This window comes from Spirosoma flavum (assembly GCF_042686045.1).
Lineage (GTDB): Bacteria > Bacteroidota > Bacteroidia > Cytophagales > Spirosomataceae > Spirosoma > Spirosoma flavum.
The window spans coordinates 1-23,345 of the sequence record NZ_JBHUOM010000023.1 but is presented as its reverse complement, the minus strand read 5'-3'; the positions used below and the strand labels follow the sequence as shown (position 1 = coordinate 23,345).

Sequence of the window (23,345 nt, the reverse complement as noted above, 5' to 3'; positions counted from 1 at the left end):
TAGTAAGTCTATAATCGTCTGATTATGAGTAGTTTTAGAGAGTTGATAGAACAGGCAGAGGTGAATCAGTGTCCCCGACAATTCACCCTTGCCTTAAAAGACACGATGAATGTTGTAAGCGGCAAATGGAAACTGCCCATCATTGCCGCCCTGTTTTATCAAAAAAACAGGTTTAAAGATTTGTTGGACAGCCTAGAGGGGATAACTCCCAGGATGTTATCAAAGGAGCTAAAAGAACTGGAGATCAATGGTATGATAGAACGTAAGGTAACCAATCACCCCCCTGTTTTAGTGGCGTATAACTTAACAGAATCCGGCAAAAATATTATTACTGTTATTGATGCCATGATTGACTGGGGCTTAATGCATAGAAAGGGCGAGATGAAAATGATCTAGTTCAATAATCATAGTTGAGAATCTGTCAACTGAACAAAATCTGTTGACATGGTACCTACTGATGGGGTAGATATTCAGCGACTCGTATATCGCCCTTGTCCAATTGCAGCAGTTCGATGTGCTCCCGTGTTTTCTCGGCGCACAAAATTAGGCCAATCGGCGAAGCTTCGCCTTCTAACATTTCATACTGTTTCAACCACCCCAGATAGAGTTCCATTTGACCTTTACATGCTGCCTTGAAGCGACCTAGCTTTAAGGCAATAGCAACGAGTCTCCGTAATCGACTTGTCGTGTCCGGTGCAGTTGTATTTTTCCTTCCCTTTTCAAGTTTAACTTTAATTAGCTTCTCTCACTGGAATGGCTCAAAGTCTTGAAATCAAATGTAGTCAAGTGAAGTATTGCGGTGCTAGCATTGTCCAGTTATGCTGCAAGCATAACTAGTGGTGGTGCTGACTACCCTGTGGAGGCAGACCAGCCGTTTATAGACCAATCATTTACCGTTTAATCGAACCGCCTGGCAATCGTGTCTCCGCTTCTGTCGGACCTACGAACTGATGCCGGCTCAATCTGATTCGTCAGCAGCGTTAGGGGGGACGTAATTCATGGGAGGCATTTGCAACAAAAATACGCTGGAGTTCAAAGGATGAAATTCGGTCGAGCATCTGGTTAAATGTATATGCCAGCCGACCTAGTTCGTCTCTATCATTACTGGTCGTCAATCGGGTATCTAAATTCGATATGGTGATCTGATCGATCTGATGCATCATATTCGAAATGGGCCTAATTGATCGTTTGGCAAAACCTGGCTCAGTATGATGACCATTAGGAAAGCCACTAAAAATGAAGCTCCCGACACAAAAATAGCTTCTTGCGTTTTGCGTATCCCGTAATCATCCACCGCGTAGCTAACGATCTTATACGATTGACCCTGATATCGAAACAACAGACCTACCCCAGGTGCCGACTGTCTTTTAGCGCCACCTCGTGCTGTTGACCAATTTGATCAAGTAATGTCAATGTGATGAGGAAGGCAGGAACCAGGTGCTCCCGATTGTCGAGCTCCCCGCTGTCATAGAGCAGATTATTCCGCTGATCATGAATAGCGACTCGTCGGTCGGAATAAGCTGTGTACGTATCCTTGTCAATTCGCCGAAGCAGAGGTTCGTTGATCGACTGTTTTTCGAGCAGTAGGTGGGTCATGGGAATGCCCCGGCTCTTAAGCTTTGTCAGAAAGTCTTCCTGTTTCGAGAGCGAAAAATAGTAATAGAAATTAACTAATAATAGTAACAGAATCGGCGATACGACGGCAATAAAAGTCAGCGAGAGTTGCGTGCGAAGTGTCATCGGCAGCTATAAGTCGTGGGACTCCTTCTTGATAAAGCCAATACCTTTTCGAGTGTGAATCAGCTTGTTGGGAAAGTCTTTATCGATTTTTTTACGAAGTGAATTAATGCACACATCGATCAGATCCGTACCCGTGTCGAAACGAATGTTCCAGACATGCTCGGCTATTTCATTTCGGCTAAGCATCGTGCCCTAATTCCTCAGAAAATACTCCAACAGCGCAATTTCCCGGGGGTAACACGAATGGGGTACCCAGCTCGACTGACTGTTTTTTTGCGTAGGTCAAGCACTAAATCTGCAATTGTTAACCGACTGATATTGAATGGACTACCAGCCTGATGGGCCCATTTTCGAATGGCCTGAATTCAGGCGAGGAGTTCAGTTAATTCAAAGGGTTTCATCACGTAGTCATCCGCTCCGGCGTCAAAATCAGCTAGCTTGTTTTCGATGGTACCCAGCGCCGTCAGCATAATGATGGGCAGATTAACATTACGGGTACGAATTTCCCGGCATAGGGCAGAGCCACTTACGTCAGGCAGGTTGACATCTAGAATGACCAGATTAACTTCGCTAAAATCAATTGCCCGGCGGGCAGCCGCCCCACCAAATGCCACAGCGACTTGAAAACCAAACTCTTTGAGGCCCCTTTTTAAGGATATAGCCAATTTAAGCTCATCTTCAACGATCAGAATTCGCAAAGGTATTACCGGACTTAGATACTGATTTTGTCGAACAAGTTATCAGTAAGAGTGCCATTCTCAAAAATTGCTACCCGGAAAGCCGAATAGCTAGCGCCTATGGTTTTAGTTGCGCATTTGGCATTACATTATTTGCGGCCACAGGTAACAACCGTATGGATTCGGCTACTTGTTCATTCGGGCTAAAATTGCTTTCATTTCAGCAATCTCGCGTTCCTGCGATTCAATGATTCCCGTTGCCAATTTACGTAATTCCGGGTCTTTCAGCGCAGCTGCCCTACTAACCATAATTGCTGAGGAGTGGTGCGGAATCATGGCTTTCATATATTGTTCGTCATTCACAAAAGTCTGCGTTCGTAGCAGAATAAACACCCCAATAAACGTGACAATACTAGCGCCTATGATCAGACCGTTTGTTCGCCTGTTTTTATACATTGATCCCATGAAAGCCAACATGATCAGTGCCATGGGAGCTACCATCAGTATGGTCATATAGAGCCGGGTAAGACCAATATAGACATGGCTGAACTGGTCCACGTTCAAGTACATAACCGCCTGCATGACAATGTAGGAAACGGCGAGCATTAGACCGAATTTTCGGTAACTCCTCTGTTGCATATTCATGTTCTTTTCCATACTATTATCTCTTGTTGAGTAGAGTGTATAGGCATTATATTTTCAGAGGTCACCGACCAAGGTTAACTACAATTTCTGGAAGGGGTATATTTGTTATCGTTTGGTCGTCAATATGACTTGGCCGTCTGGATTTTGAACGTCTGCATTGTCTTCAGCCGTAATGTAAACTGTTTTTGGTTCGTTTATGGCGGTTGCCTTTAGGGATGCTTTTAGCGCCTTGCCATTCGGCATCAATTGGCCTAATTTTTTAGCTGAATTCTCACTTGATTCCATCCAGACGAGGTACGTGTTTTTGGCTGGACTTAGATTTTTAGGCTCAGCCAGGTTTTGCACGTTTACGTCAATGACATAATTCTTGTTCTTATCCTTTTTTATGTTTACTGATCCGGTTGCTGCCGGAACAATAGCCGACGTAACAAAAGTCATTTTAGGGGTACATGAATTGAGTACTATGATCGTAAGCAACATCATAGAGACCGTGTGAATCGTTTTCATTGTTTTAAGACGTTTATAAGTAGAGAAAAAATACCAGAAAGGAAACGGATGTTTAGGCGTGTAATTCAGGATGGAAATAGGTGTCGTTCGGACTAGCCAACGGCTTTTGACTTTGCAGGTGGTCGGGATAGAACGGCAGGGCCGTCAGGCTGATTCTCCAATAAGACCACCGTGTGTGGGAACGGCATGTCGATACTCGCTTTATCCAGCGCCAGCTTAATGCCCGTCGCCACCTGATCGCTCACTTTCAGCGCATTAGCCTGCTGGGATTCGACCCAGAAATAAACGGTCAGATTCACCGACGACCCGGCCAGTTCCGTTACGTACACCCAGGGGCCAGGCTCTTTCAGGACGCTCTCAATGCCCGCCAGTACGTCGTGAATAACTTGCCGGGCTTCTTCAATGGAATCGGGATAGCCAATGCCCACCACAAATTTTATGCGACGTTTAGGATAGGCGGTTCGAACCAGGATCGAACTCGTGTATACATCGCCGTTCGGCAGAATGGCCCGCTCACCATCGTAGGTTTTGAGCCGCGTAGAACGCATGTTAATCTCTTCGACAGTTCCTTCATACTCCTTGACTTTTATCTGATCGCCAACCTTGAAAGGCCGACGCCACAGAATCAGAATGCCAGCAAAGAAATTCTGGAGAATATCTTTAAAGGCAAAGCCAATAGCCACTGAGGTAACGCCCAGGCCCGCAATAATGTCGCCGGGCTTAAAGGACGGAAAGACAACCACGCAGGCCGCTAGAAAGCCGATGATGGTAATGAATGCATTGACAATACGGCTCACCAGGCTGGCCAGCGTGTCGTCGATAGAGTGGTTCTGAACAGCCACTTTATTGATAATTTTCTTGACACCTTTTCCCAGCAGCCAGAACAGCATAAACACAAGCGCGCCAACGATGAGGTATGGCAACCGTTCGACGGTCCCTTTCATAAAGTCACGAACGGTATGCCAGAATAGGGTAATGCCGTCATTGAACGTAAACGGGGGCTCGTTGACACCATTTGGCTGGAGAAACAGAAACGCGGAGTAGGTCAAAACGAGTGGAATTAGTTTGCTACTGACGAATCAGGCAAGATGGGAGCAGACTTATAAAACATGATTAGCGTACCGAGCCGTTTGTTGGGTGAGGTAACAGGAGCCGATAATTCATAAAGTACATTTTCCTTAAAATAAATATCCTGCTGTTGAAGAAGATAGGCTGGAAAACGGCTGGCGAAGGCGATACCCTGGTTTTTCTTATTGGTTGAAATTGTCACTTGCCCGGCAGGGTCAACCAGCAACATTTCCTTGATGCCCCGGTCTTTGATCAGTGTGTTGAAGTACTCATTGATTTCGCCGGGTTTGTTGTGAAGTAAGGCGTTGCGAACCGCCCAAACAAAGGTTTTCATACCAAACTGGAGTTGTTGCTGGTCGTTGGTAAGTTGATTTTTTCGTATGGTTTCGCGTAACTGGCTTCGTTCCTGCTCGAATTCTTTATTTGAGGCTATGTTCTTATAGAGCAAATAGCCCACACCCAGAACCAGGAGGATGATAACGCCGTAGAGTATATATAATGTGTTTGAGCCGGATGGAAAAGTGGGTTGGTGCGTTCGTTGGTCGGTAGCCATCGTAAAAGGTTTATGATAAAAGATTCATGGAGTTTTGTTTCCTGCATGGATATAATGTTTGCCGAGTTAGCGGCCAGTCAAAGCGAATGCCAAGAGGTAAAGAAGCGCATAAAACAATGATCCATCTGAATTGGGAAACCGTCGTTTCATGCGCTTCGATCCGTTAATACTTATCGGCTCGGCCCTATCCGTGTATTTTTCGAAGATCAGGTTTTGTACTTACTGAAATCGGTATTCACTTTTTTGTCGGTGTCCACCGTTACATTCTGAACCTGTGTCGGCTGGCCACTAGGAATAAACCGGGGGCAATCACTAAACTTTTCATACTTATTGAGTATTGAAATGAGTTTTTTTCTTTCCACCGGACTAATCGTAGGCTGGTTTGTCGATGTTTGGCTTGTCGTTCGGGTTCCGATTCGGATTCATGACCCGCACGTTTTCACTCGGCTCGTCGGGGCCGTCCGTGTACTTATCCCTCAGTTCTTCATTGGGAAGTTTTTCATCGGGTAAATCACTGACGGGTTGTTCACTGCTAACCCCACTGTGCCCTTCGGCCGACTGGTTTTCCAGCCCATTGGGCGAAATGGCCTGTTTGGCCCGGATAATGTCTTCTCTATCTTCGCTTTCCATATCGTGATTGACTCGTTTAACTATAAGTTAATTATGCTATTCAGGTTATACTGGTTGCTCAGTTAAGTCATCCGCTGATTCGGCCTTCTGCTGGACTCGTCGCTGCTTTTTTTATGCCACGGCAACGGGACTACCGTAGACGTAAAATACACCTTCTGCCGCAGCTCACGGGCCAATGACTACTTGTTATCGAGCTTATCACCCGCTTTATCAAAGGCGTCGCCAACGGAACGTCCTGCTTTCCTGAAGCCTGCTTTTACGTCCTGCCAGGCATCGGCCGTTGCATTTTTAGCGACATCAATATCTTTATCCAAGTCCTGGCGCTCTGTTTTTAATTTATCTACTTGTCGGCTCATTGTCTTGTCTGCTTTGTTGCTTTTATCATTCATCTTATCGGTTAGCTCGTCGATTTTCTGATTGAGTTTGTCGCGTTGCTCCTCCATATTAGCTACGGCTTTAGACCGCTCCGTCTGGAGATCATCAGATACCTGATCGGCTGCGTCTTTGGTGTCTGCCTCTATAGCGTCGCCCGTATTTTCAACCGCTTTTTCGGTTCGTGACTTATCCTCGCGACTGTTTCAGGCTTGAAAGCCATAACGTTGGTATTAAGTTGTAGTAATTGATTGTAAAGTACGGATAGTCGTATTGGAAAGGACTTAAGTAATGCTTATAAAGTGCTTAGAATTAATCTTTTCTGGTAAGTAGCCGGCAGAATATACTGCAATTAAAAAAAACAGAAACGATCCCGAAATCGAAACGCTACTTGTCCCAAATAGGCGGTTTTTGTTTAAATAACGCCCGATAAATGGACTGTAGTCGCGCCAGCTTCAATCCAGTAGGCCAGTAACAGCGATAATTGTTTTGATGAATTCTTCCATCGGTACATCCTCAGCCGGGCCATGTTTCCATAAGTTTTCTATACAACGCCCAAACCTCTTTCTTTTCATAGTCCGTGGCCAGCGTCTGCCCTGCGTAGGTCATCAATAGCGAAGCCTGTAGACGCAAGATCGGTTGACGGTCGTCGGAGCAGGCGGCTGAGGCCACTAGCGACAGTGCCCGCAGTAAACGCCGAAATACAGCGTGGTTGCCTTTGGCATTAATGCGAGGCAGGTCAAACGCCAGCCGTACATAATCATCAAAATCTGTACTTCGTACCAGCACGCGCAGGTGCTTCCCATCGGAGCGCAACCGCGCAGGAAACTCCCGTCGAGCCAGTCGTTCGCCAACGGCTCCCAGGTAATCCACGGCCATAATTGCGGTCGTCGTGTCGTTGATGCCGGGGGAGAGGGCTTTCAGGGTAATATCAACCAATTGCTGAATGCCGAACGCTACGTCCTGCTCCACGTTTCGGTGTCGCCCAATACTGACATAGTCCATCAGGTCATTTGGCCAGTCAGCTTCGTCAGGTTCAGGCCGTTCCATACCGCTGCGAACACTAAAGAGCAAAGAACCTTCGCCGATAAAGGCGCCCATCTCTTTCTCAATCCGTAGAACTACATGGTGCCGGGTTGCCCAACTCAGTAAACCATCTGTGTTAATCTGCTGGAGATAGCCCGTCTTCTTCGCAAAAACGGGTCGCCAGCCAGCCTCCTCATCAGCATAGGCCAGGGCCGCTTTTGCTTTCTCAGGGTCGTCGATAGGCTCCCCAAACTGATCGGGGAATAACTCATCAATAGCTTTGTTAGTTTCGTGGAAAATGTGCTGGACAATCGTGCCGGTCTGGAGTGATTCAGCGATATGATGAATAAAGAAAATCAGGGCCGCCACGCCCCCCAAGGCAAGCAGCAGTCCCACCAAAACCGCCGTTGAGGGCACAAACTTAATCTCGTCGGTGCCTCGAATGGTACCCAACACAATCAGGCAGTAAGCAAACACCCCGACGAAATAGCCCATGACAACCTGATTGACCCGGTCGCGCATGAAATTGCGCAGCACCCTGGGCGAATATTGACTACTCACCTGGGAAATCGTGGATAGTGTCAGGGAGAAGGCCAGTGCCGCTACCGTCAGCATGGAGCCCGAAATGGCCGATAGCATCCCTCTGGCCCCATCGGCACCTGACGCGAATAGCAAGGGGAACCGTTTTTCGCCGTGCCAACTGGTATGGGTATCAAACGCCACCAGTCCGTAGGCGAGTCCGAAGGAAGCCAGGACCATCAGGCCCGGTACAAACCAGAGGGATTCCTGCAATTGCTGCCAATACTGGCGAAATCGGGTCGGCATAAAAAGGGCATGGATCTATTGAGTCAACCAGAGCCGCAATTATCGAACAATTGGGCCTTTGGGGGAGTCGCGCTGAAGTACCTTGTTAATCGAATACACCACCCCGTTCGTGGCTCTGACATCGGCTTGAATTACATCGGCCACGGTACCACGCCCGTCTTTCACCGTGATATCATTGCCCTGTTTATGAATGGTTAAAATCTGGCCCGTCAGGTTGGTTAGCGTCTGACCGTCTTTCAACTGGTCTGATGTTATCCGACCTTTTACAACGTGGTAAGCTAGTAGGTTGATAAGCCGATTTTTGCTTGATGGTAGTAATAGTTCGGACAACGAAGGCTCTGACAAAGCCGAAAACGCGCCGTTATTGGGGGCAAATACAGTGTAGGGCCCCTTGCCCGATGCCTGTTCAGTTAAACCTGAGGCTTTCAATAACTGGAGTAGGGTCGTGTGGTCGGGCGATTTGGCCGCACTGAACGCCAGATTGGTGCCGGTCTTTACACCACTAGCCTTAATTGTTGCATCTGGTGAGGCCGATGAGGGCAGGGTCTGGGCCGTAACGGGGTTATTCAAGAATACAAGTAGGCCTCCGGTGAGGCAAAAAATAACCGAATAAGCGAGTTTCATAATCAACCGATTTTGTTAGGTAATACATGGGCAAACCAAACGGTCGGCTATGGTTTTAACCTTGTGGCAGGTTGATTGTTTTTCTGCCTACTGGCTATACCATTATTCCCAACCGCCACCCAATGCCCGATACAAATCCGTTAGGGCCAGGAACTGAGACTGTTTGGTGGTGATCAGGGCCAATTCGTCTTCCAGTACACTCCGTTGGGCGGTGATCACTTCCAGATAGGACGCATATCCACCCCGAAACAAATCATTTGATGTCGAGACGGCCTGTTCTAAAACGGCTACTTCCTGCACCTGAAGATCGGCGACAGTCCGATAATTCTCGACGCCCCGCAAACTGGTCGTTACCTCACTGAAACCCGTCAGAATGGTTTGCTGATACCGATACAGCGATTCCCGACTCTGGGCCACTGACTGCTGGTAATTGACTTTCACAAAGCGCCGGTTCAGGATGGGGGTCGACAAACCACCCAGCAAACCCGCAGCAATGGAAGCCGGATTAAACAGCACACCTGTTCGGAAAGCGTTCAGTCCTAAGTACGCCGTCAGGTTCAGGCTGGGCAGAAACTCGGCACGGGCTATCTCAGTATCGATATTAGTGGCTTGCAGGGCAAGCTCCGCCTGCCGGATATCCCTTTACATATGAGCCGGATCAGGATCAATACCGCTGCACTCACGGAGCCATTTTACGTAATCATGGTATCAAGATGGCGGGTGGGTATGGTAACTACCGCTACATTACCAGCTTCAGCGCCTGCCAAAATTGTCCTATCAAGGAAAGTTGTTGTGGAAATCGAGATCGTAAATCACTCAGTGAGACCATGTATTATCGGGAGTATGAGCGGATGGAAGCTCGTTTGACGAGTAAGAAAGGGAAGCGGCTGAAAAGGCGACGTAGTGCGGTGGTTGAGCCAGTTTTCGGGAGCTTAATAAACTACTTTGGAATGCCGCACCGGCGGCCCTGTCGATCTCCTGGCAGAGGGAAAGATAGTGCTCACAAGCGGATGGTGATGGCGGCAACGGCCTACAATCTCAAGAAGTGGCTGTTGGCTAAGCGCTGGCCTAAAGTGGTTACTCAAGTGTTGGCTTTGTATCCAGATAACTCTTTTTTTGCCCTTATTGGATGGGCTACTGCAATGGCTTTCTCATCGTCAAAAGGGTTGTGCATCAGTCACGGACGCTTAAATGAACGGTTTTTATAGCTGATTATGACAAGTTTAATTAATGATGAGAAGTGGCCTTTTTGTGAACGATTACAAACGAACTGACTTATATAAATCAAAAACTATAAGTTACATTTTAAACACTGATTAATTACCTGACTATTGACGCAATAGATTGAAGAGGTCAAAATGAATAAAAAGGGCTTCTTTTCACTTCTGTTCGGTTCGAATCACGCCCAATTGCTCTAAGCTATGCAACTAGTTGGACCCCGTGCGCCGGTCTGTTTGTAACCGATTAACCAAATAGTCAATGTTACTGTACGGGTACTCGAATAAGACCTCAACTAACTCGTTACTACATACTTTTGGAGCTTGGCTACAAATTTTTTCAATCGTCTGGTCAACAAGTAGTTGTGTAAGAGTAATCTGCCTAATCGCTCGGCAGACGATTAGGCAGATTACTTGCAAGATGAAGACTATCAAGTCCGACCAGTTCTGCTTCGTTCGTACGAACCTCTTTTTACCAACTATCAATGATAAGCCGAGAGCATACGAATTATCACTGTTAACTGACTTTATAGCTTTCTATCGACATTTCCAGTAGCGCATAACTCAAACTTTTTCCGTGGGTGTCCATAGTAAGTGAGGTTGTCACGCCACCTGTCAATGCCTGCTGGCAGACAAAATGAAGCGCGGGTAAGTCCGGTAATTCGTACCGGGTGATCTCGCCCGCTACAATATCGACCAGATGTTGTTTGACGGCCTCCGCCGTAACCTGAGCGCAAAGCAAGGGATAATCGTCAACCTTGTACGGAATGAGCGAGAGCGTTAGCGTATTGCCTTTATCACCCGCCCGGCTGTGAGCCATGTCGTAGAGTTTGATAATCATGCGTGAAATAGTGTTACCTGTGGCGTTAATTTGTTGCGGTCCATGAGCGTTGAGACGATGCCAACCACTTCATGAATGTATTTACGGGCACCACCCCCACCAGCGGGTCCGTTGGTATAGAGGGCTTCGACTTCTTCGCCAACCAAAGCCGCCTGTTGCGCTGTAGTAGCTTTTCCGGCTACGCGGAGCCGAATCTCGTAAGGGTCAGAGTACTGACCAAAGTTGGTTCGGTGCACCGACGTACTACCAATGTAGTCGACTCGCAGATCGGTGAACCGGTCTTGTAGCCGCTCCTGGATAATGGTTCCGGCCAGTTTCGCGCGGGCAAGGGCATTTGAGCCGGCGTATGAAATTTCGCCTTCGCCAATAAAACCGCCTTCGTAACCTACGCTCACTTTCAGGGTATTGGACCGAGCGGTGCCCTGCCCATCCGTGACCCGGACCTGATTTGGTCCAATTTCTACCAACTTTACCTGCATAAAGTCAGCCACTACATCGGGGGTAATATAGCGGCTGGGGTCCATCACTTCGTAGAGCAGTTGCTCTTTGGCGGTCGCCAGACTCAGCATTCCGCCCGTACCGGCTACTTTACCAAAAATGGCTGCGCCATCCGGCGAGACATCGGCAAAGGGGTGGCCCAGATGTGCCATATCAGGTACGTCTTTTCGGCCCGGATCAGCGAAGTAGCCACCCGTAAGCTGCCCCGCACATTCCAGTAAATGTCCGATGACCGTACCTTGTCCAATGCGATTGTAATCATCAGGCGACCAGCCGAATTCATGAACCAGCGGGCTTAAAAATAGTGACGGATCAGCGACGCGACCCGTAATGATGATATTGGCATTCGTTGCCAGCGCGGGTAAAATAGCATCGATGCCCATGTAGGCGTTAGCCGAAACAAGGAGCCCCGAATCGGTTAGGGGCTTTCCCGTTTCCAGAGCCGTTTCGTTACCCGACAACAGGCTGAACACATCGTCGCCAGTGACAGCTGCTACCGTTACGGAAAGCGATAATCGTTGGGCGATTTTGACAATTTTTCGGGCAGCCGCCAGCGGATTAGCCGCGCCCATGTTGGTGATCAGGCGGACCTTATTGGCCAGTAAATGCGGTAGTAACATGTCGATTCGACGTTCCAGTAAGGGGTCGTAGCCCAGCGTGGCATCCTGCCGTTTTCGTTTCTGCGCCAGTGCGATGGTGCGTTCGGCCAGGCATTCCAGCACCAGGTAGTCTAACTCGCCTTGCTGAACTAGCACGAGGGCTGGTTCGAGCCGGTCGCCGGAAAAACCAGCCCCACACCCAATTCGAATAGAGGATTTCATAAATGAATCGAGCCGGTTAAGAGAGCTGCCAGCGTCATAACGACGGTTGTGCCAAAGGCCCATTTGAGAATAAATTTCTGGTGATCGCCTAAATCGACTTCGGCCAGACCAACCAGCAGGAATGTCGAGGCTGTGAGTGGACTTACCGGAAACCCAACTGTCATCTGGCCTAGCAGCGCGGCCCGGCCAATTTCCAGCGGGTCGACACCAAACTGTGTGGCGGTCTGGCTCAGGATCGGAACAACGCCGAAATAATAGGCATCAGGCGTGAAGAGCAGACTGGCGGGCATGCTCGTGAGGGCCGTCAGCGTGGGTAGCCAGGCTGCGTGTTGCTGGGGAATCAGCGAAACGACGGATGTTGCCATGGCGTCGATCATTTTGGAGCCGGTCAGGATTCCCGAAAAAACACCGGCCGCAAAGATCATACTCGACACCATGAAAATGTTGTTCCCGTGGCTTCGGAACACTTTCTGCTGATCGGGTAAGCGGGGGTAGTTGATCAACAGCGCGACGACAGCCGCCGAAATAAACAGCGCCGGTGCGGGTACCCAGCCTTTCATGAGGGTTGTGATGAGGCCAACCGTCAGGATGGCGTTGAACCAGAATAGATTAGGGCGACGGAATTGTCGTTGCTCATAGGTCAGATTTTCGTGATGAATGTAACGCAGTTCGATAATGCCCAGACGTTTTCGCTCTTTCAATCCGAACCAGTAAGCCACAAAAAGTACCCAGCAAATGCCCGCTATAATCGCTGGAATATTCGGGTTGAACAATTGCGCGGCATCAGTTTTCAGCGTCGAGATAGCCCGTGCCGAGGTGCCGGACCAGGGCACCAGGTGCACCGGTCCAACACTCAGCGCGACGATCCCCGACAGCATCAACGGCTTGATACGTAACTGTTTATAGATGGGCAGAAAAGCTGACATCACGATCATAAACGTAGCCGTTCCATCACCGTCGAGGTGGACAATCATGGTCAATACCGCCGTTCCCAAAATAACTTTGAGCGGGTCGCCTTTCACAAAACGGATGATGGCCGCAATGATGGGATCGAACAGGCCGACATCGAGCATCGTCCCGAAATAAAGTACGGCGAACATGAGCAGAATACCCGTCGGCGCTACTTGTTTGATCCCTACCAGAATCATCTCGCCCAATTCTTTCGGACCAAATCCGGCCAGAAAGCCCATGATGACCGGCACCAGCACCAGTGCCGTTAGGACGGACAGACGCTTGGTGATAATCAACACCAGGAAAACGGCAATGGTGGTAAAGCCAAGTAGTGAAAGCATATGGCATATAGGTGAGTGAGGTTATTTTTGACAGAATAGGCAGAATTTTAGCCAATAGAAATCTTGTCGATCCTGTTAATACTGTCGAAATGCATCTACAGCGACTTGCCCGTAGCGATCTGCAACAGTTCCTTGTCCGGATGGTTTTTCACCTGATTCGTATTGTCGAGTATCATGGTCGCCCCATTTTCGGGCGTGTAGGCGGGCCAGGTTGGTAAGCCTTTGTGGTTCGGATTGCCCGTTCTGGCAAATGAAATCCAGGCCTGGCTCATTTTATCGGCCAGCGTATGAGCGGCTTTGCCACCGCCCGTCATTTCTTCGCAGTAGTCAATGTTATTGAACACAAAGGGGAGTTCCATACAGTGCATGGCTTTGTAGATACTATCCATTACCGGCGACTGCCAGGTAAATAGATACATGTACACCGGAGCCGCCCCCGGAATGGCTTTTGCATTGGCCTGCTGAACCGTGAGCGGACGGAAATTGACGTCAATGTCTGTGTAATCAGACGGTTTAACCGTTTCGGGATACGCCTTCTTCACTGCTGCGATATAGGTTTCTGCCTTATCGCCATATTTTTTCTGTAGGTTGGCCCGGGCGCCTTCCATCGTCAGATCGCGGGTGCCCGGCATGAAGGGCGTAAACTCATTTTTGGTTGATCCTACGAGCAGCGGAATCGTTTTCGACATGGCTATCGCGGCTGGTTCGATGGGCTGATACAGCAGAAAGCTTCCATCATGAACCGGTCCCCAGCCCAGGCCGGCGATTGGCTTTCCGTCGGCTTTCAACTTCTCGGCCACCGTACGCATGGCTTTTCTGCTGGCCGCATTCAGCCGTTCGTACGGTACTTTTTGCAGTGAATCAATCTGGTTGGGCTGTAGATTTAATTCAGCAAGCAGGGCTGCACTTACTTTCCTGGCCAGATCGGTTTCGGTAAAGCTGGTGATGTAACTGCCACTCTGAACAATGGCTTTGTGAAACAGGCCCTTCGCGGAAGGAGCATTCATGAGGCTGGTTACTTTGCCGCCCCCGCCCGACTGGCCGAAGATGGTTACGTTTGCGGGATCCCCCCCCAACTGAGCGATATTCTGCTGCACCCACTGCAAGGCCGACACCAAGTCCATCAGACCCGCATTCGCAGCGTTTTTGTACTTATCCCCGTAGGCCGACAGATCCAGAAAACCCAGCACGTTTAAGCGGTGATTGACCGTAACGACAACCACGTTCCCTTTTTTGGTCAGGTTTTCGCCATCGTACGACGGTAGCTCAACCGAAGAACCGGCCGTAAACCCGCCCCCGTGTAGCCACACCATGACGGGACGCCCTTCAGTAGTGCCTTTTTTGTTGCCGTTGATTTCGGGCGTCCAGACGTTCAGGCTTAGACAGTTTTCGTTGGTGTAGCCCCAATTGTGTTGAAACGGGAATTCAATCTCATCGTAGGTTGTCGTGGTTACGTCCATTGGGCAAACGGGCCCGTAGGTCATTGACGAGCGAACGCCCGTCCACGAATCGGGTTTCGTAGGGGCCATAAAGCGTTCGGCCTTGGCGTAGGGAATTCCTTTGAACGTAAACGTGCCGTTGTGGATATAACCCCGAACCGAACCGGATTCGGTTAGTACGGTAGCGATGCCTTTACCGGCCACAATGGGGTCGGTCAATCCGGTTTTAGCCTGTCCAACAGCCAGCAGGGGTAAGGCGATCATTAACAGGGACGAAAGGGTTGTTTTGATGTTCATGCATGCTCGGGGTTAACCATCATTTCGGGAAACTTGGGATAAGGGGAAGGTCAGTGTGCTAACGAATTGACAACTTAGTTTTCGTTCAGTACCTTACTAAAAAACAGTACCTGGTAAGGGAGGGCATTTTGCCAGAATTCCCAGCTGTGGCCGCCAGGTCGTTCGCTGTAATCATGGGGTGTCTGGTTGAAAACCAGCCGACGATGTAACTCCCGGTTCGGTTCGATCAGAAAGTCATCCACGCCACATTCGATCACCAGTTTCAGGCCGTTCGTTTTCATTTTGTCGGCCATACCCACTACCGAATAAGCGGCCCACCCATCGGGCGACTGGCTGAAGGGCCCCAGAATCTTTTCAAATTCGGCTCTGATATTTTTGAACGCATCGGGTGGTAGTTTCCAGGTGTTCATGTCCAGATTCAGTGCTCCACTCATACTGCCAGCTGCGCAGTAGAGGTCAGGGTGACGAGTAGCCAGGTACAACGCCCCGTAGCCACCCATCGACAGGCCCGTAATAACCCGGCCTTTTGGGGTGCGAACGGTGCGGTATGTGTTGTCAATTTTGTCGATGACCTCTTTGGTCAGGTAGGTTTCAAAATGGCTGTCCTTGACGACGGGGCTGTCCAGATAGTAGCTGAACACTTCGCCTTCCGGCATGACGATGATGAGGTTGTACTGATCGGCGAGCCGGTGAATCAGTGTCTTGTCCGGCGTTTTAGTGATCCAGTCATTGAAGTGTCCATAGCCACCATGGAGCAGATAGAGCACCGGGTATGTCGTTTTGTTTCTGGCCGAGGATGCATAGGAGTCGGGTAAAACGACTACCGCCCGCAGGTTCTTTTTCATAACCGCGCTGGGCACATCCAGTGAATCGACTTTGGCCGCCTGCAGCGGAAGGGTAAGAAAGAAGCCAAAAAAGAATAGTAGCTGGCGAATAGATGTTTCAGACTGCTTCACTGTACGTACTGATTGGGTGATTTTTTGACGCTGATACCGGTTTAATGCCATTGTCGGACGGGGCATATTGATTAAGCTTTATTTGTTATTCTTTTGTACAAAAAACAGAGTTGGCCAAATATAGGTGCTCGTTCAGTCCAATCACTCTGTGTCGAGTATGAATGTGTAGTTATCAGGCTTATTAAATGAAGCCGTATCTTTAGGAAAATTCAGCAGGGTTAATGAAATTTCCTAATCAGTTAAAAACGAGCATATTGCATGAAAATAAAGACGGGTAAGGAGGAAGTCGGGTACCTACTCGGAAAAGTCATTGACACGTACGAGCGTGCGACTGGTCAGGGCGTTATACGGAACACCAACCCGAAAAACTACGAGGATATCGCCCGGTTGCTTAGCACGATCAGCAACGAATTACCGAACACAGCCCAGCCGCTCAACCATGACGCCTATCCGCCAGACCCCAATCCAAAACAGGTAGAGTATCCCCACCGGAAGTACGACATAACGGGCGTTCAGGTGAAAGACGCCTTCAACCAACTAGTGGCTAATCCTCGACCCTTTCTGATCGATGCCTGCTACCTGTATCTGTACGGGGTAGGACGGAGAGGATTCGAACAAAATCCGCTGGACACCAATCTCATCGAAGGAGTAGATGCCTCCGTCGCGTTACGGTTGGATGAGCAAGCAGCACTCCGGCAGCAGTTAGCTACCTGTCAGCAGGAACAGGAGGCCATCACGCATCAATTAAAGGAGGCTTTGGGGAAACAGAAGAGAGTATGGATGGCCAGTTTGCTGATTTGTCTGGCTTTACTCGGCCTTGTTAGTACCCGCTGGGTGGCCGACCGGAATGAATGGGCTACCGTTCGTAAAGACCTGAACATTCTGCCTTACCAACCCAGCCAGGCCGAGATTGACAGTTTGTCAGGCATCTGGCTATACTATACTGGGGCACCCCAGGCACGGGCCAATGACCCTAATCGATTTCATCAGGTGGCAAATAACCTGGTGGAAATCACGTACAAGGATGGTTATTTTATCTTTAACCGACATGGTGCCAACATCGATCATATCGGCTACATGCAGTTTGAAGCACCAGCGCTGGTATCCATTTATTCACGGGTGAAGAACAAGAGCGGCACCGTAGAGTCGCCCATCCATGCTCTTTTACGGCTGGACAAGGAGGAACGTTACCTCACTAGTATTGCTACTACGTGGAGCTTTGACATGGGTAGTGGCAATGATATGATCGGTATCCGAAATGTGTTTATCAAACAGGGCAAAGGTGGTTCACTGGAAGAAATTATTAATACACCGGAAAATGCGAACTGCCATTGTAAGATCATGAAATGGGTACAGTCGAACAAACAAACCAAAACGTTTCAGTTGAAGTACCGCTTATTGGATACCTTAGCCAGCGAGCCCTTGAAAACACTGATCGACGAAAAAAGTATCCTGCTTCGTGAGCCCCGCGAAGGTGTTCTTCTGACGCCCACTTCGAGTAAACAACCGTTTTGACTTGGTGACTTATCCTCACTGGAGCCGGTCTACTAATTCCCGGTGGTAGGTATGCCCAACGGGAAGGGCTGCTTCGCCCACCAGAACCTCGTTGCCGCTCAGGCGCCTGATTTTCTTCAGAGAAACCAGGTAGGATTTATAAATGCGTATAAAATTGATTAGCGGGTAATCGCTGCTCTAGTTCAGTCATGGTCAACGCTGTTACATAGACCTGCTGCGTCGTAAACAGCTTGACGTAATTGCCCCAGCTCTGGCCATACAGCAGATCATCGTGGGCCAATCGTACCCAGTCGCCGTCTACTTTGATCACGAACGAGGCCGGGGTGGGTACAGGTAAACTCACCCGTTGCGTTTCTTCCTCAGCGTGTGCCGTAACAACTTTATCGACCGCTTTTAGGAACCGGGCGAACTCGATGGTCTTTAGCAGGTAATCCACTACGTTGTAATTGTAGCTTTCCAGCGCAAACTCCGAATGAGCGGTTGCGAGAATGACTTTGGGTGGATGGGTCAGCGTTTCCAGCATCTGGAGGCCGTTCATCTGGGGCATATTGATATCCAGAAATAACAGATCGACGGGTTGACGATGCAGGAAATTGATGGCTTCGAGTGCATGATAGCAACTGCCGACCAGAGCCAGTCGGTCTACCTGCTCAACGTAGTGCTGTAATACGTAATGAGCCGCGACTCATTGCAACCGACAGCCTGACAGCCGCTCGCGTACAGTAATTACAAGTTCCTATTCACCGTTTCGGCCCAGCACATTGGGTTGAGACGCTTCTGGTTCGTCTATGTTTAAGCTATTCATCGAACGCCCGGTACTGGCTACGGTTATTTCTATCCTGCTGGTTATCTTGGGTGTCATCTCCCTGGTTTCGCTGCCTGTTACGCAGTTTCCCGAAATTGCTCCGCCCAGTGTGCAGGTAGCGGCCTCACACCCCGGTGCCAACGCCGAAGTGGTAGCTCGCTCCGTCGCGACCCCACTTGAAGAAGCTATCAACGGGGTCGAGAATATGACCTATATGACCTCGTCGTCGGGTAACGACGGATCGGTGGCGATCAACACTTATTTCAAGCTGTGCACGAATCCCGATCTGGCGCCTGTGAACGTACAGAACCGGGTGGCCAAAGCGACGAGTTTGCTGCCTACTGAAGTAATTTAGGCGGGTATTTCGACGCAGCATGATCATGATCCTCAACCTGAACAGAGCGATGAGGCCGTTTATGACGAAACGTTTTTGCAGAACTACGCTAAAATAAATCTGATCCCGGAGTTACAGCGGGTGAATGGGGTAGGGCAAGTAATGGTCTTTGGCGTGAAGGATTATTCGATGCGGGTCTGGCTCAAACCGGACCGGCTGGTGGCGCTTGGCCTGTCGCCCCAGGAGGTGATCGGGGCCATTCGGGAGCAGAATCTGGAAGCGGCACCGGGTAAAATTGGGGAGAACAGTCGCGAAGCGTTCGAGTATGTGATTAAATACAAAGGCAAGCTGAATCAGCCGGAGCAGTACGAAAACATCATACTGAAAGCCAATAGCGATGGATCGACCATTCAATTAAAAGACGTTGCGCGGGTTGAATTCGGTTCATTCACCTACAGTAGTGATACCCGCGTCAACGGGAAACCCAGCGTCGGCATTGCCATCAACCAGATGGCGGGCTCGAATGCCGATGACATTCAGGTGGCGATTCTGTCGATCATGGACAAAGCCGCCGGTGCGTTCCCCAAAGGCATGAACTACACCATCGGCTACAGCACCAAAACGTTCCTCGACGAATCCATCGATCAGGTGACGCACACACTGATCGATGCCTTTATCCTGATGTTTATTGTGGTATTCCTGTTTTTACAGGATTTCCGCTCCACGCTCATTCCGGCCATTGCCGTGCCCGTTGCGATTATTGGTACGTTCTTTTTCATGCAGCTGTTCGGCTTTACGACCAACCTGCTGACGCTCTTTGTGCTGGTGCTAGCTATCGGCATTGTGGTCGATGATGCCATTGTGGTAGTCGAAGCGGTTCACGCCAAGATGGAGAAAAGCCGACTGTCAGCGCGGTCGGCAACCATCCAATCCATGCAGGAAATTTCGGGCGCAATCATTTCCATTATGCTGGTGATGACCGCTGTGTTCGTGCCGGTCGGGTTCATGAATGTACCGGCGGGGGTTTTCTACCAGCAATTTTCGTTCACGCTAGCCATTGCCATCTTGATTTCGGCGATTAAAGCGCTCACGCTGAGTCCGGCGCTGTGCGCGCTGCTACTGAAAAATCCGCACGGCGACGGCGAATCAGATAACGACGGTCACCCGAAAAAAGGCTTTCTGAATCGCTTCTCCAACGCGTTCAATGCAGGATTCACGTCGCTCACAAACAAGTATGGGAGGAGTCTTCGGTTTCTAATCCGTAACAAATGAGTCGGTCTGAGTGGACTGGCACTGGTAACGGCTGTAACCGTTATGCTGATGCGGACCACACCAACGGGCTTCATTCCGTCTGAGGATCAGGGTTTCATTGCCTATTCGCTGAAACTTCCGGCGGGGGCATCCTTACAGCGCACGCAGAAAGTAGTCGATAAGATTGAAGGTATTTTGCACAAAACGCCCGCTGTTGAGCAGCACATCGAAATTAGCGGTTTCAACATGATTGCCAACTCGGCCAGCCCGTCTTATGCGGCTGGGTTCGTCAAAATGAAACCGTATGCTGACCGGGGAACCCTCAAGGACCTTCAGCAGGTAGTCGATTCGATTAGTAAACAGGTGACGGGCATAGAAGAAGGACGAGTCGATGTGTTCACCATGCCAACCGTTCCGGGCTTTAGCAACGTCGACGGTTTCGAATTGCTGTTGGAGAACCGAACCGGTGGCAAATCGATAAACTTAGCGCCCCGGCCAATGCCTTTATCGAGGAACTACAGAAACGCCCCTAAATCGCGGCCGCCTTCACGACGTTCGATACGGGTACGTCCCGGTTTGAACTGGAGCTGGACGTAAAAAAGCCAAACAACTCGGCGTTTCGACCAGCGACATTCTGCAAACAATGCAGGTGTATTACGGCAGCACATTCGCGTCGGACTTTAACCGGTTCGGTAAATTCTACCGCGTGATTGCCCCGGCCAATGCTCAGTATCGGGCCGATCCGTCGTCGCTGAACTGCATTTATGTGAAGGATGCATCGGGGCCGATGGTCCCGATGACAACACTGGTTACGTTGAAACGCGTGTACGGACCGGAAGCCATCACCCGTAATAACCTATTTACCTCGGTCGCCATCTATAGTACAGGCGATGCCATCCGGGCGGTGTTACTGTCTATTTCGACCGGAATTCTGGGCGTTTTTGGGTTTATTAATCTGGCCGGAATCGACAACAACATTTATGTACAGGTGGGCCTGATCATGCTGATCGGCTTGCTGGCCAAGAATGCGATTCTGATCGTCGAATTCACTATCCAGCGACGGCAGGCAGATATGGGCTTACTGGCATCGGCCCTGGAGGCAGCCAAACTGCGGCTACGCCCGATTCTGATGACCTCGTTTGCGTTCATTGTCGGTCTGGTGCCGTTGATGAGCGCTACGGGGCATCGGCTAAAGGAAACCACTCGATCAGTATCGGTACGGCAGGAGGCATGCTGACCGGGGTTATGCTGGGGCTATTCATTGTTCCGGTCCTATTTGTCATTTTTCAAGGAATTCAGGAGAAAATCAGGCGGCCCAAAACCGCCGAAGAACGGAAGGCACTGGCCGAAGACGCGTTTGCCAACAATCCGATAACTCATAATTAATCATGTCACGACCTTTATTTTCGTCGTCTCGCCTGTCAATCGTCCTGTTTGCGCTTACCTTGTTTGACTCAGGTTGTAAAGTTGGCCAAAACTACCAGCGCCCAACGGTGCCGATGCCGGATCAGCTCAGCGGGCGTAATGGATTTGACACCACCAGCGTAGCACTGATTCCTTGGCGGCAGTTCTTTCGAGATACCGAGTTGCATAACCTGATCGGAACGGCATTGACCAACAATTTTGATTTGCAGATAGCCATCAAACGGATCGAGGGAAATCAGGCCTATGTCCGCCAAACGCGTTTGCCCGCCGAGCTTGCAGGCTCGACGGTGACGCCTATCCCGCAACAGTTCGAACGGCCTAAGCTTGGAGAATCTTATCGTCACCCGGCACCTGGAAGATTACTCCGCTAACCTGTCTCTATCTTGGGAAGTGGACATCTGGGGGCGAATTCGTCGGCAGGACGAAGCCACTCTGGCTCAATTCCTGCAAACCGAAGAAGTGGACTTGCAATAGTATAGTGGAGATTTTTTAGGCCGCCATTGAGGAAGTGTAAAAATAGGATTCTTGTTGACTAGGCGTGCGGTAATTCAATACTGAATGTTTCCGTCGGCGGTTGTACCGCACGGGCGGCCCCGCAACCCTCGATATACTCAAAGGTAGCTAACCGGGCCGCTGCCCGCGTGGCAAAATAAGTGTGGTTTGCCATTTCGCACTTGAGTGTCCTGAAAAAGCTCTCGGCAACCGCATTATCCCAGTGGTCCGCCACCGCGGCAGTTTCCTTTGCGACTCATACTTTGCTCAACCGGTAAGTCCTTCAGTTCATCCCTAAATTCCGTGCACGCATATTGGATGCCTCGGTCCGAATGAAATACAAGTTGATTATCTATAGCTCTGTTTGTGAGGGCCATACGCCAAGCTGTTACACTCGTGTAGAGTAGAGTGGCAGTTAATTCTTGGTGAGTACGGACACACTTTGCTCCAGGGGGTATTTTTCGGCGTATGCTTAACCTGACTTGGCAGGGCTTGGTTTAGCGTCTACGGTTCCGCCCTAAGGAGGCCTGAATGGTGGCCCAGGCTTTCTTTTTTAAGACTAAATGTAAGTCCTTGTCCCGAGGCAGGAACGTGGTGCTGCGGAGCTCATTGGGGCGGACCTGGACTTCCCAGTAGGTGGAGTCGGAGGTATCGGGAATCTCGGTGTAGACGGGTTCATGCATACGTATAGGTTCACTGGCTAAAGCGATTGTTAGCTAGTCATATAAGGGGTTGAGTTGGGAGAAAGGTTCCGAACCGATTCAAAGCGGGTTGTCCACGCTCCACAACCGCAGGCTTTCGAGAGACCGTTGAATTATTCCCCAACTACGTTTCTGTCATCAGAGTAGCTAAAGCTAATGAGTATGTTCTAGTTTATTTTTTGTGAGACAATAAATAATTTTTCATCTTTGTTTTGTCATAACCCTGATTGTGTATGGATGGCCGTGGTCGCCCCCGGAAGGCAATTTGTAAATCTGAAACCATCCACATGCGCGTGACGGCAGTGGAGAAACAGGCCCTACTCGAGCAAGCTCAGGCCCAAAAGATAAGCTTGGCTGAGTTAATTCTTCGTCACTGCCTACCTACCACATCGCCTGCCCGCCAACCGGTTGGGGAGCAACTAAGTGTCTTTGTTCAACTGCCCCTGGATACCCTCTCCATTCGTTTTCCTAAAAAGGCGCTTACAAAGTCTTTTGCGGTGGATCTCGACAAAAAGGGGCCTAAGACCGAAAAGTAACGCTAAGCATAGTTATGCGCTTCTCTATGAACGGCCAATAACCGCTAATCTCAAATCGATTTTATTACCTATCAGCTTAATTTTTTTACCAATCTATTTAAATGAACGATCTAAATAACATATAGAACTCTCGATAATGAGTAACACAGTTCCAGATCGTTCAGAAATATGGAGGTTTTTCTGAACGGTTTTGATAGTGACCCGTCCTGAAAAGTGTTGACCGTTTATTGGTTATCCATCTTTTTGTTGACCACTAAT

28 protein-coding genes and 3 pseudogenes are annotated in these 23,345 nt (G+C 49.5%); 8 read left to right on the top strand and 23 right to left on the bottom strand.

Annotated elements, in window-relative coordinates; genetic code table 11:
* The first annotated feature begins 24 nt into the window (after nucleotides 1-24).
* Complete coding sequence (locus tag ACFS25_RS20620; protein WP_381504782.1) at nucleotides 25-396, top strand: winged helix-turn-helix transcriptional regulator; 372 nt, start codon at nucleotides 25-27, stop codon at nucleotides 394-396.
* Nucleotides 397-451: 55 nt separating this feature from the next.
* Here the strand turns inward: ACFS25_RS20620 and ACFS25_RS20615 are convergent, their stop codons facing one another.
* The 14 genes and pseudogenes from ACFS25_RS20615 to ACFS25_RS20550 form a co-directional block, all read right to left on the bottom strand.
* A complete protein-coding gene (locus ACFS25_RS20615; RefSeq protein WP_456243004.1) occupies nucleotides 452-736 on the bottom strand; it encodes a PDDEXK nuclease domain-containing protein in 285 nt (94 codons plus the stop codon).
* Nucleotides 737-980: 244 nt separating this feature from the next.
* Nucleotides 981-1,238, bottom strand: coding sequence for a HAMP domain-containing protein (locus tag ACFS25_RS20610; RefSeq protein WP_381507025.1), 258 nt, complete (start codon nucleotides 1,236-1,238; stop codon nucleotides 981-983).
* 106 nt (nucleotides 1,239-1,344) lie between these two features.
* Entirely contained in the window at nucleotides 1,345-1,740 is a 396-nt protein-coding gene (locus ACFS25_RS20605; protein WP_381504781.1) for a hypothetical protein, read from the bottom strand.
* 6 nt (nucleotides 1,741-1,746) lie between these two features.
* Nucleotides 1,747-1,926, bottom strand: a complete 180-nt coding sequence (locus tag ACFS25_RS20600) for a winged helix-turn-helix domain-containing protein (RefSeq protein ID WP_381504779.1) — start codon at nucleotides 1,924-1,926, stop codon at nucleotides 1,747-1,749.
* Between the two features lie 179 nt (nucleotides 1,927-2,105).
* Nucleotides 2,106-2,438 carry a response regulator transcription factor gene (locus tag ACFS25_RS20595; RefSeq protein ID WP_381504777.1) on the bottom strand — a complete coding sequence of 111 codons (333 nt, stop codon included), beginning with the start codon at nucleotides 2,436-2,438 and terminating at the stop codon, nucleotides 2,106-2,108.
* Between the two features lie 165 nt (nucleotides 2,439-2,603).
* A complete protein-coding gene (locus tag ACFS25_RS20590) occupies nucleotides 2,604-3,074 on the bottom strand; it encodes a DUF305 domain-containing protein (protein WP_381504775.1) in 471 nt (156 codons plus the stop codon).
* A 93-nt stretch (nucleotides 3,075-3,167) separates the two neighbouring features.
* Nucleotides 3,168-3,569, bottom strand: a complete 402-nt coding sequence (locus tag ACFS25_RS20585; protein WP_381504773.1) for a hypothetical protein — start codon at nucleotides 3,567-3,569, stop codon at nucleotides 3,168-3,170.
* Between the two features lie 92 nt (nucleotides 3,570-3,661).
* Entirely contained in the window at nucleotides 3,662-4,618 is a 957-nt protein-coding gene (locus ACFS25_RS20580; RefSeq protein WP_381504770.1) for a mechanosensitive ion channel family protein, read from the bottom strand.
* 11 nt (nucleotides 4,619-4,629) lie between these two features.
* Complete coding sequence (locus tag ACFS25_RS20575) at nucleotides 4,630-5,190, bottom strand: hypothetical protein (RefSeq protein ID WP_381504767.1); 561 nt, start codon at nucleotides 5,188-5,190, stop codon at nucleotides 4,630-4,632.
* Between the two features lie 366 nt (nucleotides 5,191-5,556).
* Nucleotides 5,557-5,820 (bottom strand): hypothetical protein, encoded by a 264-nt coding sequence (locus ACFS25_RS20570; protein WP_381504765.1) that lies wholly within the window; start codon nucleotides 5,818-5,820, stop codon nucleotides 5,557-5,559.
* A gap of 179 nt (nucleotides 5,821-5,999) precedes the next feature.
* Nucleotides 6,000-6,341 carry a sll1863 family stress response protein gene (locus ACFS25_RS20565; RefSeq protein ID WP_456243003.1) on the bottom strand — a complete coding sequence of 114 codons (342 nt, stop codon included), beginning with the start codon at nucleotides 6,339-6,341 and terminating at the stop codon, nucleotides 6,000-6,002.
* A 367-nt stretch (nucleotides 6,342-6,708) separates the two neighbouring features.
* Entirely contained in the window at nucleotides 6,709-8,043 is a 1,335-nt protein-coding gene (locus ACFS25_RS20560) for a DUF2254 domain-containing protein (protein WP_381504761.1), read from the bottom strand.
* A 39-nt stretch (nucleotides 8,044-8,082) separates the two neighbouring features.
* Entirely contained in the window at nucleotides 8,083-8,667 is a 585-nt protein-coding gene (locus tag ACFS25_RS20555) for a fasciclin domain-containing protein (RefSeq protein ID WP_381504759.1), read from the bottom strand.
* 102 nt (nucleotides 8,668-8,769) lie between these two features.
* A pseudogene (locus tag ACFS25_RS20550) lies at nucleotides 8,770-9,306 on the bottom strand (TolC family protein); the annotation flags it as partial.
* A gap of 47 nt (nucleotides 9,307-9,353) precedes the next feature.
* Between ACFS25_RS20550 and ACFS25_RS20545 the strand changes: the two are divergent.
* A pseudogene (locus ACFS25_RS20545) lies at nucleotides 9,354-9,875 on the top strand (transposase); the annotation flags it as partial.
* 219 nt (nucleotides 9,876-10,094) lie between these two features.
* Here the strand turns inward: ACFS25_RS20545 and ACFS25_RS20540 are convergent.
* From ACFS25_RS20540 to ACFS25_RS20515, 6 genes are all read right to left on the bottom strand, one after another.
* Entirely contained in the window at nucleotides 10,095-10,304 is a 210-nt protein-coding gene (locus ACFS25_RS20540; RefSeq protein WP_381504758.1) for a hypothetical protein, read from the bottom strand.
* A 97-nt stretch (nucleotides 10,305-10,401) separates the two neighbouring features.
* Nucleotides 10,402-10,725, bottom strand: a complete 324-nt coding sequence (locus tag ACFS25_RS20535; protein ID WP_381504756.1) for an AtuA-related protein — start codon at nucleotides 10,723-10,725, stop codon at nucleotides 10,402-10,404.
* Nucleotides 10,722-12,044, bottom strand: a complete 1,323-nt coding sequence (locus ACFS25_RS20530; RefSeq protein WP_381504754.1) for an acyclic terpene utilization AtuA family protein — start codon at nucleotides 12,042-12,044, stop codon at nucleotides 10,722-10,724. Before ACFS25_RS20530 ends, ACFS25_RS20535 begins: the two co-directional genes overlap by 4 nt.
* Complete coding sequence (locus tag ACFS25_RS20525; RefSeq protein WP_381504753.1) at nucleotides 12,041-13,336, bottom strand: CitMHS family transporter; 1,296 nt, start codon at nucleotides 13,334-13,336, stop codon at nucleotides 12,041-12,043. Before ACFS25_RS20525 ends, ACFS25_RS20530 begins: the two co-directional genes overlap by 4 nt.
* 95 nt (nucleotides 13,337-13,431) lie before the next feature.
* Nucleotides 13,432-15,072, bottom strand: a complete 1,641-nt coding sequence (locus ACFS25_RS20520; RefSeq protein ID WP_381504751.1) for a carboxylesterase/lipase family protein — start codon at nucleotides 15,070-15,072, stop codon at nucleotides 13,432-13,434.
* A 74-nt stretch (nucleotides 15,073-15,146) separates the two neighbouring features.
* Nucleotides 15,147-16,028, bottom strand: coding sequence for an alpha/beta hydrolase (locus ACFS25_RS20515; protein ID WP_381504748.1), 882 nt, complete (start codon nucleotides 16,026-16,028; stop codon nucleotides 15,147-15,149).
* Nucleotides 16,029-16,286: 258 nt separating this feature from the next.
* Here ACFS25_RS20515 and ACFS25_RS20510 point away from each other — a divergent pair, with 258 nt between their 5' ends.
* A complete protein-coding gene (locus ACFS25_RS20510; protein WP_381504746.1) occupies nucleotides 16,287-17,543 on the top strand; it encodes a hypothetical protein in 1,257 nt (418 codons plus the stop codon).
* A 15-nt stretch (nucleotides 17,544-17,558) separates the two neighbouring features.
* Here ACFS25_RS20510 and ACFS25_RS20505 read toward each other — a convergent pair whose 3' ends face one another.
* Nucleotides 17,559-17,645 (bottom strand): hypothetical protein, encoded by an 87-nt coding sequence (locus ACFS25_RS20505; RefSeq protein ID WP_381507022.1) that lies wholly within the window; start codon nucleotides 17,643-17,645, stop codon nucleotides 17,559-17,561.
* Between the two features lie 34 nt (nucleotides 17,646-17,679).
* The gene (locus ACFS25_RS20500; protein WP_381507019.1) at nucleotides 17,680-18,132 is read right to left on the bottom strand and encodes a LytR/AlgR family response regulator transcription factor; all 453 of its coding nucleotides are present in this window, start codon (nucleotides 18,130-18,132) and stop codon (nucleotides 17,680-17,682) included.
* A 199-nt stretch (nucleotides 18,133-18,331) separates the two neighbouring features.
* Between ACFS25_RS20500 and ACFS25_RS20495 the strand changes: the two are divergent.
* From ACFS25_RS20495 to ACFS25_RS20480, 4 genes and pseudogenes are all read left to right on the top strand, one after another.
* Nucleotides 18,332-20,530: pseudogene (locus tag ACFS25_RS20495) on the top strand (efflux RND transporter permease subunit).
* Nucleotides 20,531-20,576: 46 nt separating this feature from the next.
* Entirely contained in the window at nucleotides 20,577-21,170 is a 594-nt protein-coding gene (locus ACFS25_RS20490; protein WP_381504744.1) for an efflux RND transporter permease subunit, read from the top strand.
* Complete coding sequence (locus tag ACFS25_RS20485) at nucleotides 21,164-21,319, top strand: hypothetical protein (protein ID WP_381504742.1); 156 nt, start codon at nucleotides 21,164-21,166, stop codon at nucleotides 21,317-21,319. The genes ACFS25_RS20490 and ACFS25_RS20485 overlap by 7 nt, the downstream gene beginning before the upstream one ends.
* A gap of 2 nt (nucleotides 21,320-21,321) precedes the next feature.
* The gene (locus ACFS25_RS20480) at nucleotides 21,322-21,729 is read left to right on the top strand and encodes a hypothetical protein (protein ID WP_381504740.1); all 408 of its coding nucleotides are present in this window, start codon (nucleotides 21,322-21,324) and stop codon (nucleotides 21,727-21,729) included.
* Between the two features lie 161 nt (nucleotides 21,730-21,890).
* On the opposite strand, the gene ACFS25_RS20475 is transcribed toward ACFS25_RS20480, so the two are convergent.
* Complete coding sequence (locus ACFS25_RS20475; RefSeq protein WP_381504738.1) at nucleotides 21,891-22,085, bottom strand: IS3 family transposase; 195 nt, start codon at nucleotides 22,083-22,085, stop codon at nucleotides 21,891-21,893.
* A gap of 699 nt (nucleotides 22,086-22,784) precedes the next feature.
* Between ACFS25_RS20475 and ACFS25_RS20470 the strand changes: the two genes are divergently transcribed.
* Nucleotides 22,785-23,087, top strand: coding sequence for a hypothetical protein (locus ACFS25_RS20470; RefSeq protein ID WP_381504736.1), 303 nt, complete (start codon nucleotides 22,785-22,787; stop codon nucleotides 23,085-23,087).
* Nucleotides 23,088-23,345: the final 258 nt, after the last annotated feature.

Coding starts and splice junctions, on each gene's coding strand:
- ACFS25_RS20470 (WP_381504736.1), top strand. CDS start 22,785: ATGGATGGCCGTGGTCGCCCCCGGAAGGCAATTTGTAAATCTGAAACC.
- ACFS25_RS20585 (WP_381504773.1), bottom strand. CDS start 3,569: ATGAAAACGATTCACACGGTCTCTATGATGTTGCTTACGATCATAGTA.
- ACFS25_RS20600 (WP_381504779.1), bottom strand. CDS start 1,926: ATGCTTAGCCGAAATGAAATAGCCGAGCATGTCTGGAACATTCGTTTC.
- ACFS25_RS20490 (WP_381504744.1), top strand. CDS start 20,577: ATGCAGGTGTATTACGGCAGCACATTCGCGTCGGACTTTAACCGGTTC.
- ACFS25_RS20535 (WP_381504756.1), bottom strand. CDS start 10,725: ATGATTATCAAACTCTACGACATGGCTCACAGCCGGGCGGGTGATAAA.
- ACFS25_RS20510 (WP_381504746.1), top strand. CDS start 16,287: ATGAAAATAAAGACGGGTAAGGAGGAAGTCGGGTACCTACTCGGAAAA.
- ACFS25_RS20555 (WP_381504759.1), bottom strand. CDS start 8,667: ATGAAACTCGCTTATTCGGTTATTTTTTGCCTCACCGGAGGCCTACTT.
- ACFS25_RS20560 (WP_381504761.1), bottom strand. CDS start 8,043: ATGCCGACCCGATTTCGCCAGTATTGGCAGCAATTGCAGGAATCCCTC.
- ACFS25_RS20620 (WP_381504782.1), top strand. CDS start 25: ATGAGTAGTTTTAGAGAGTTGATAGAACAGGCAGAGGTGAATCAGTGT.
- ACFS25_RS20575 (WP_381504767.1), bottom strand. CDS start 5,190: ATGGCTACCGACCAACGAACGCACCAACCCACTTTTCCATCCGGCTCA.
- ACFS25_RS20590 (WP_381504775.1), bottom strand. CDS start 3,074: ATGGAAAAGAACATGAATATGCAACAGAGGAGTTACCGAAAATTCGGT.
- ACFS25_RS20530 (WP_381504754.1), bottom strand. CDS start 12,044: ATGAAATCCTCTATTCGAATTGGGTGTGGGGCTGGTTTTTCCGGCGAC.
- ACFS25_RS20480 (WP_381504740.1), top strand. CDS start 21,322: ATGTCACGACCTTTATTTTCGTCGTCTCGCCTGTCAATCGTCCTGTTT.
- ACFS25_RS20520 (WP_381504751.1), bottom strand. CDS start 15,072: ATGAACATCAAAACAACCCTTTCGTCCCTGTTAATGATCGCCTTACCC.
- ACFS25_RS20485 (WP_381504742.1), top strand. CDS start 21,164: ATGCTGACCGGGGTTATGCTGGGGCTATTCATTGTTCCGGTCCTATTT.
- ACFS25_RS20605 (WP_381504781.1), bottom strand. CDS start 1,740: ATGACACTTCGCACGCAACTCTCGCTGACTTTTATTGCCGTCGTATCG.
- ACFS25_RS20570 (WP_381504765.1), bottom strand. CDS start 5,820: ATGGAAAGCGAAGATAGAGAAGACATTATCCGGGCCAAACAGGCCATT.
- ACFS25_RS20525 (WP_381504753.1), bottom strand. CDS start 13,336: ATGCTTTCACTACTTGGCTTTACCACCATTGCCGTTTTCCTGGTGTTG.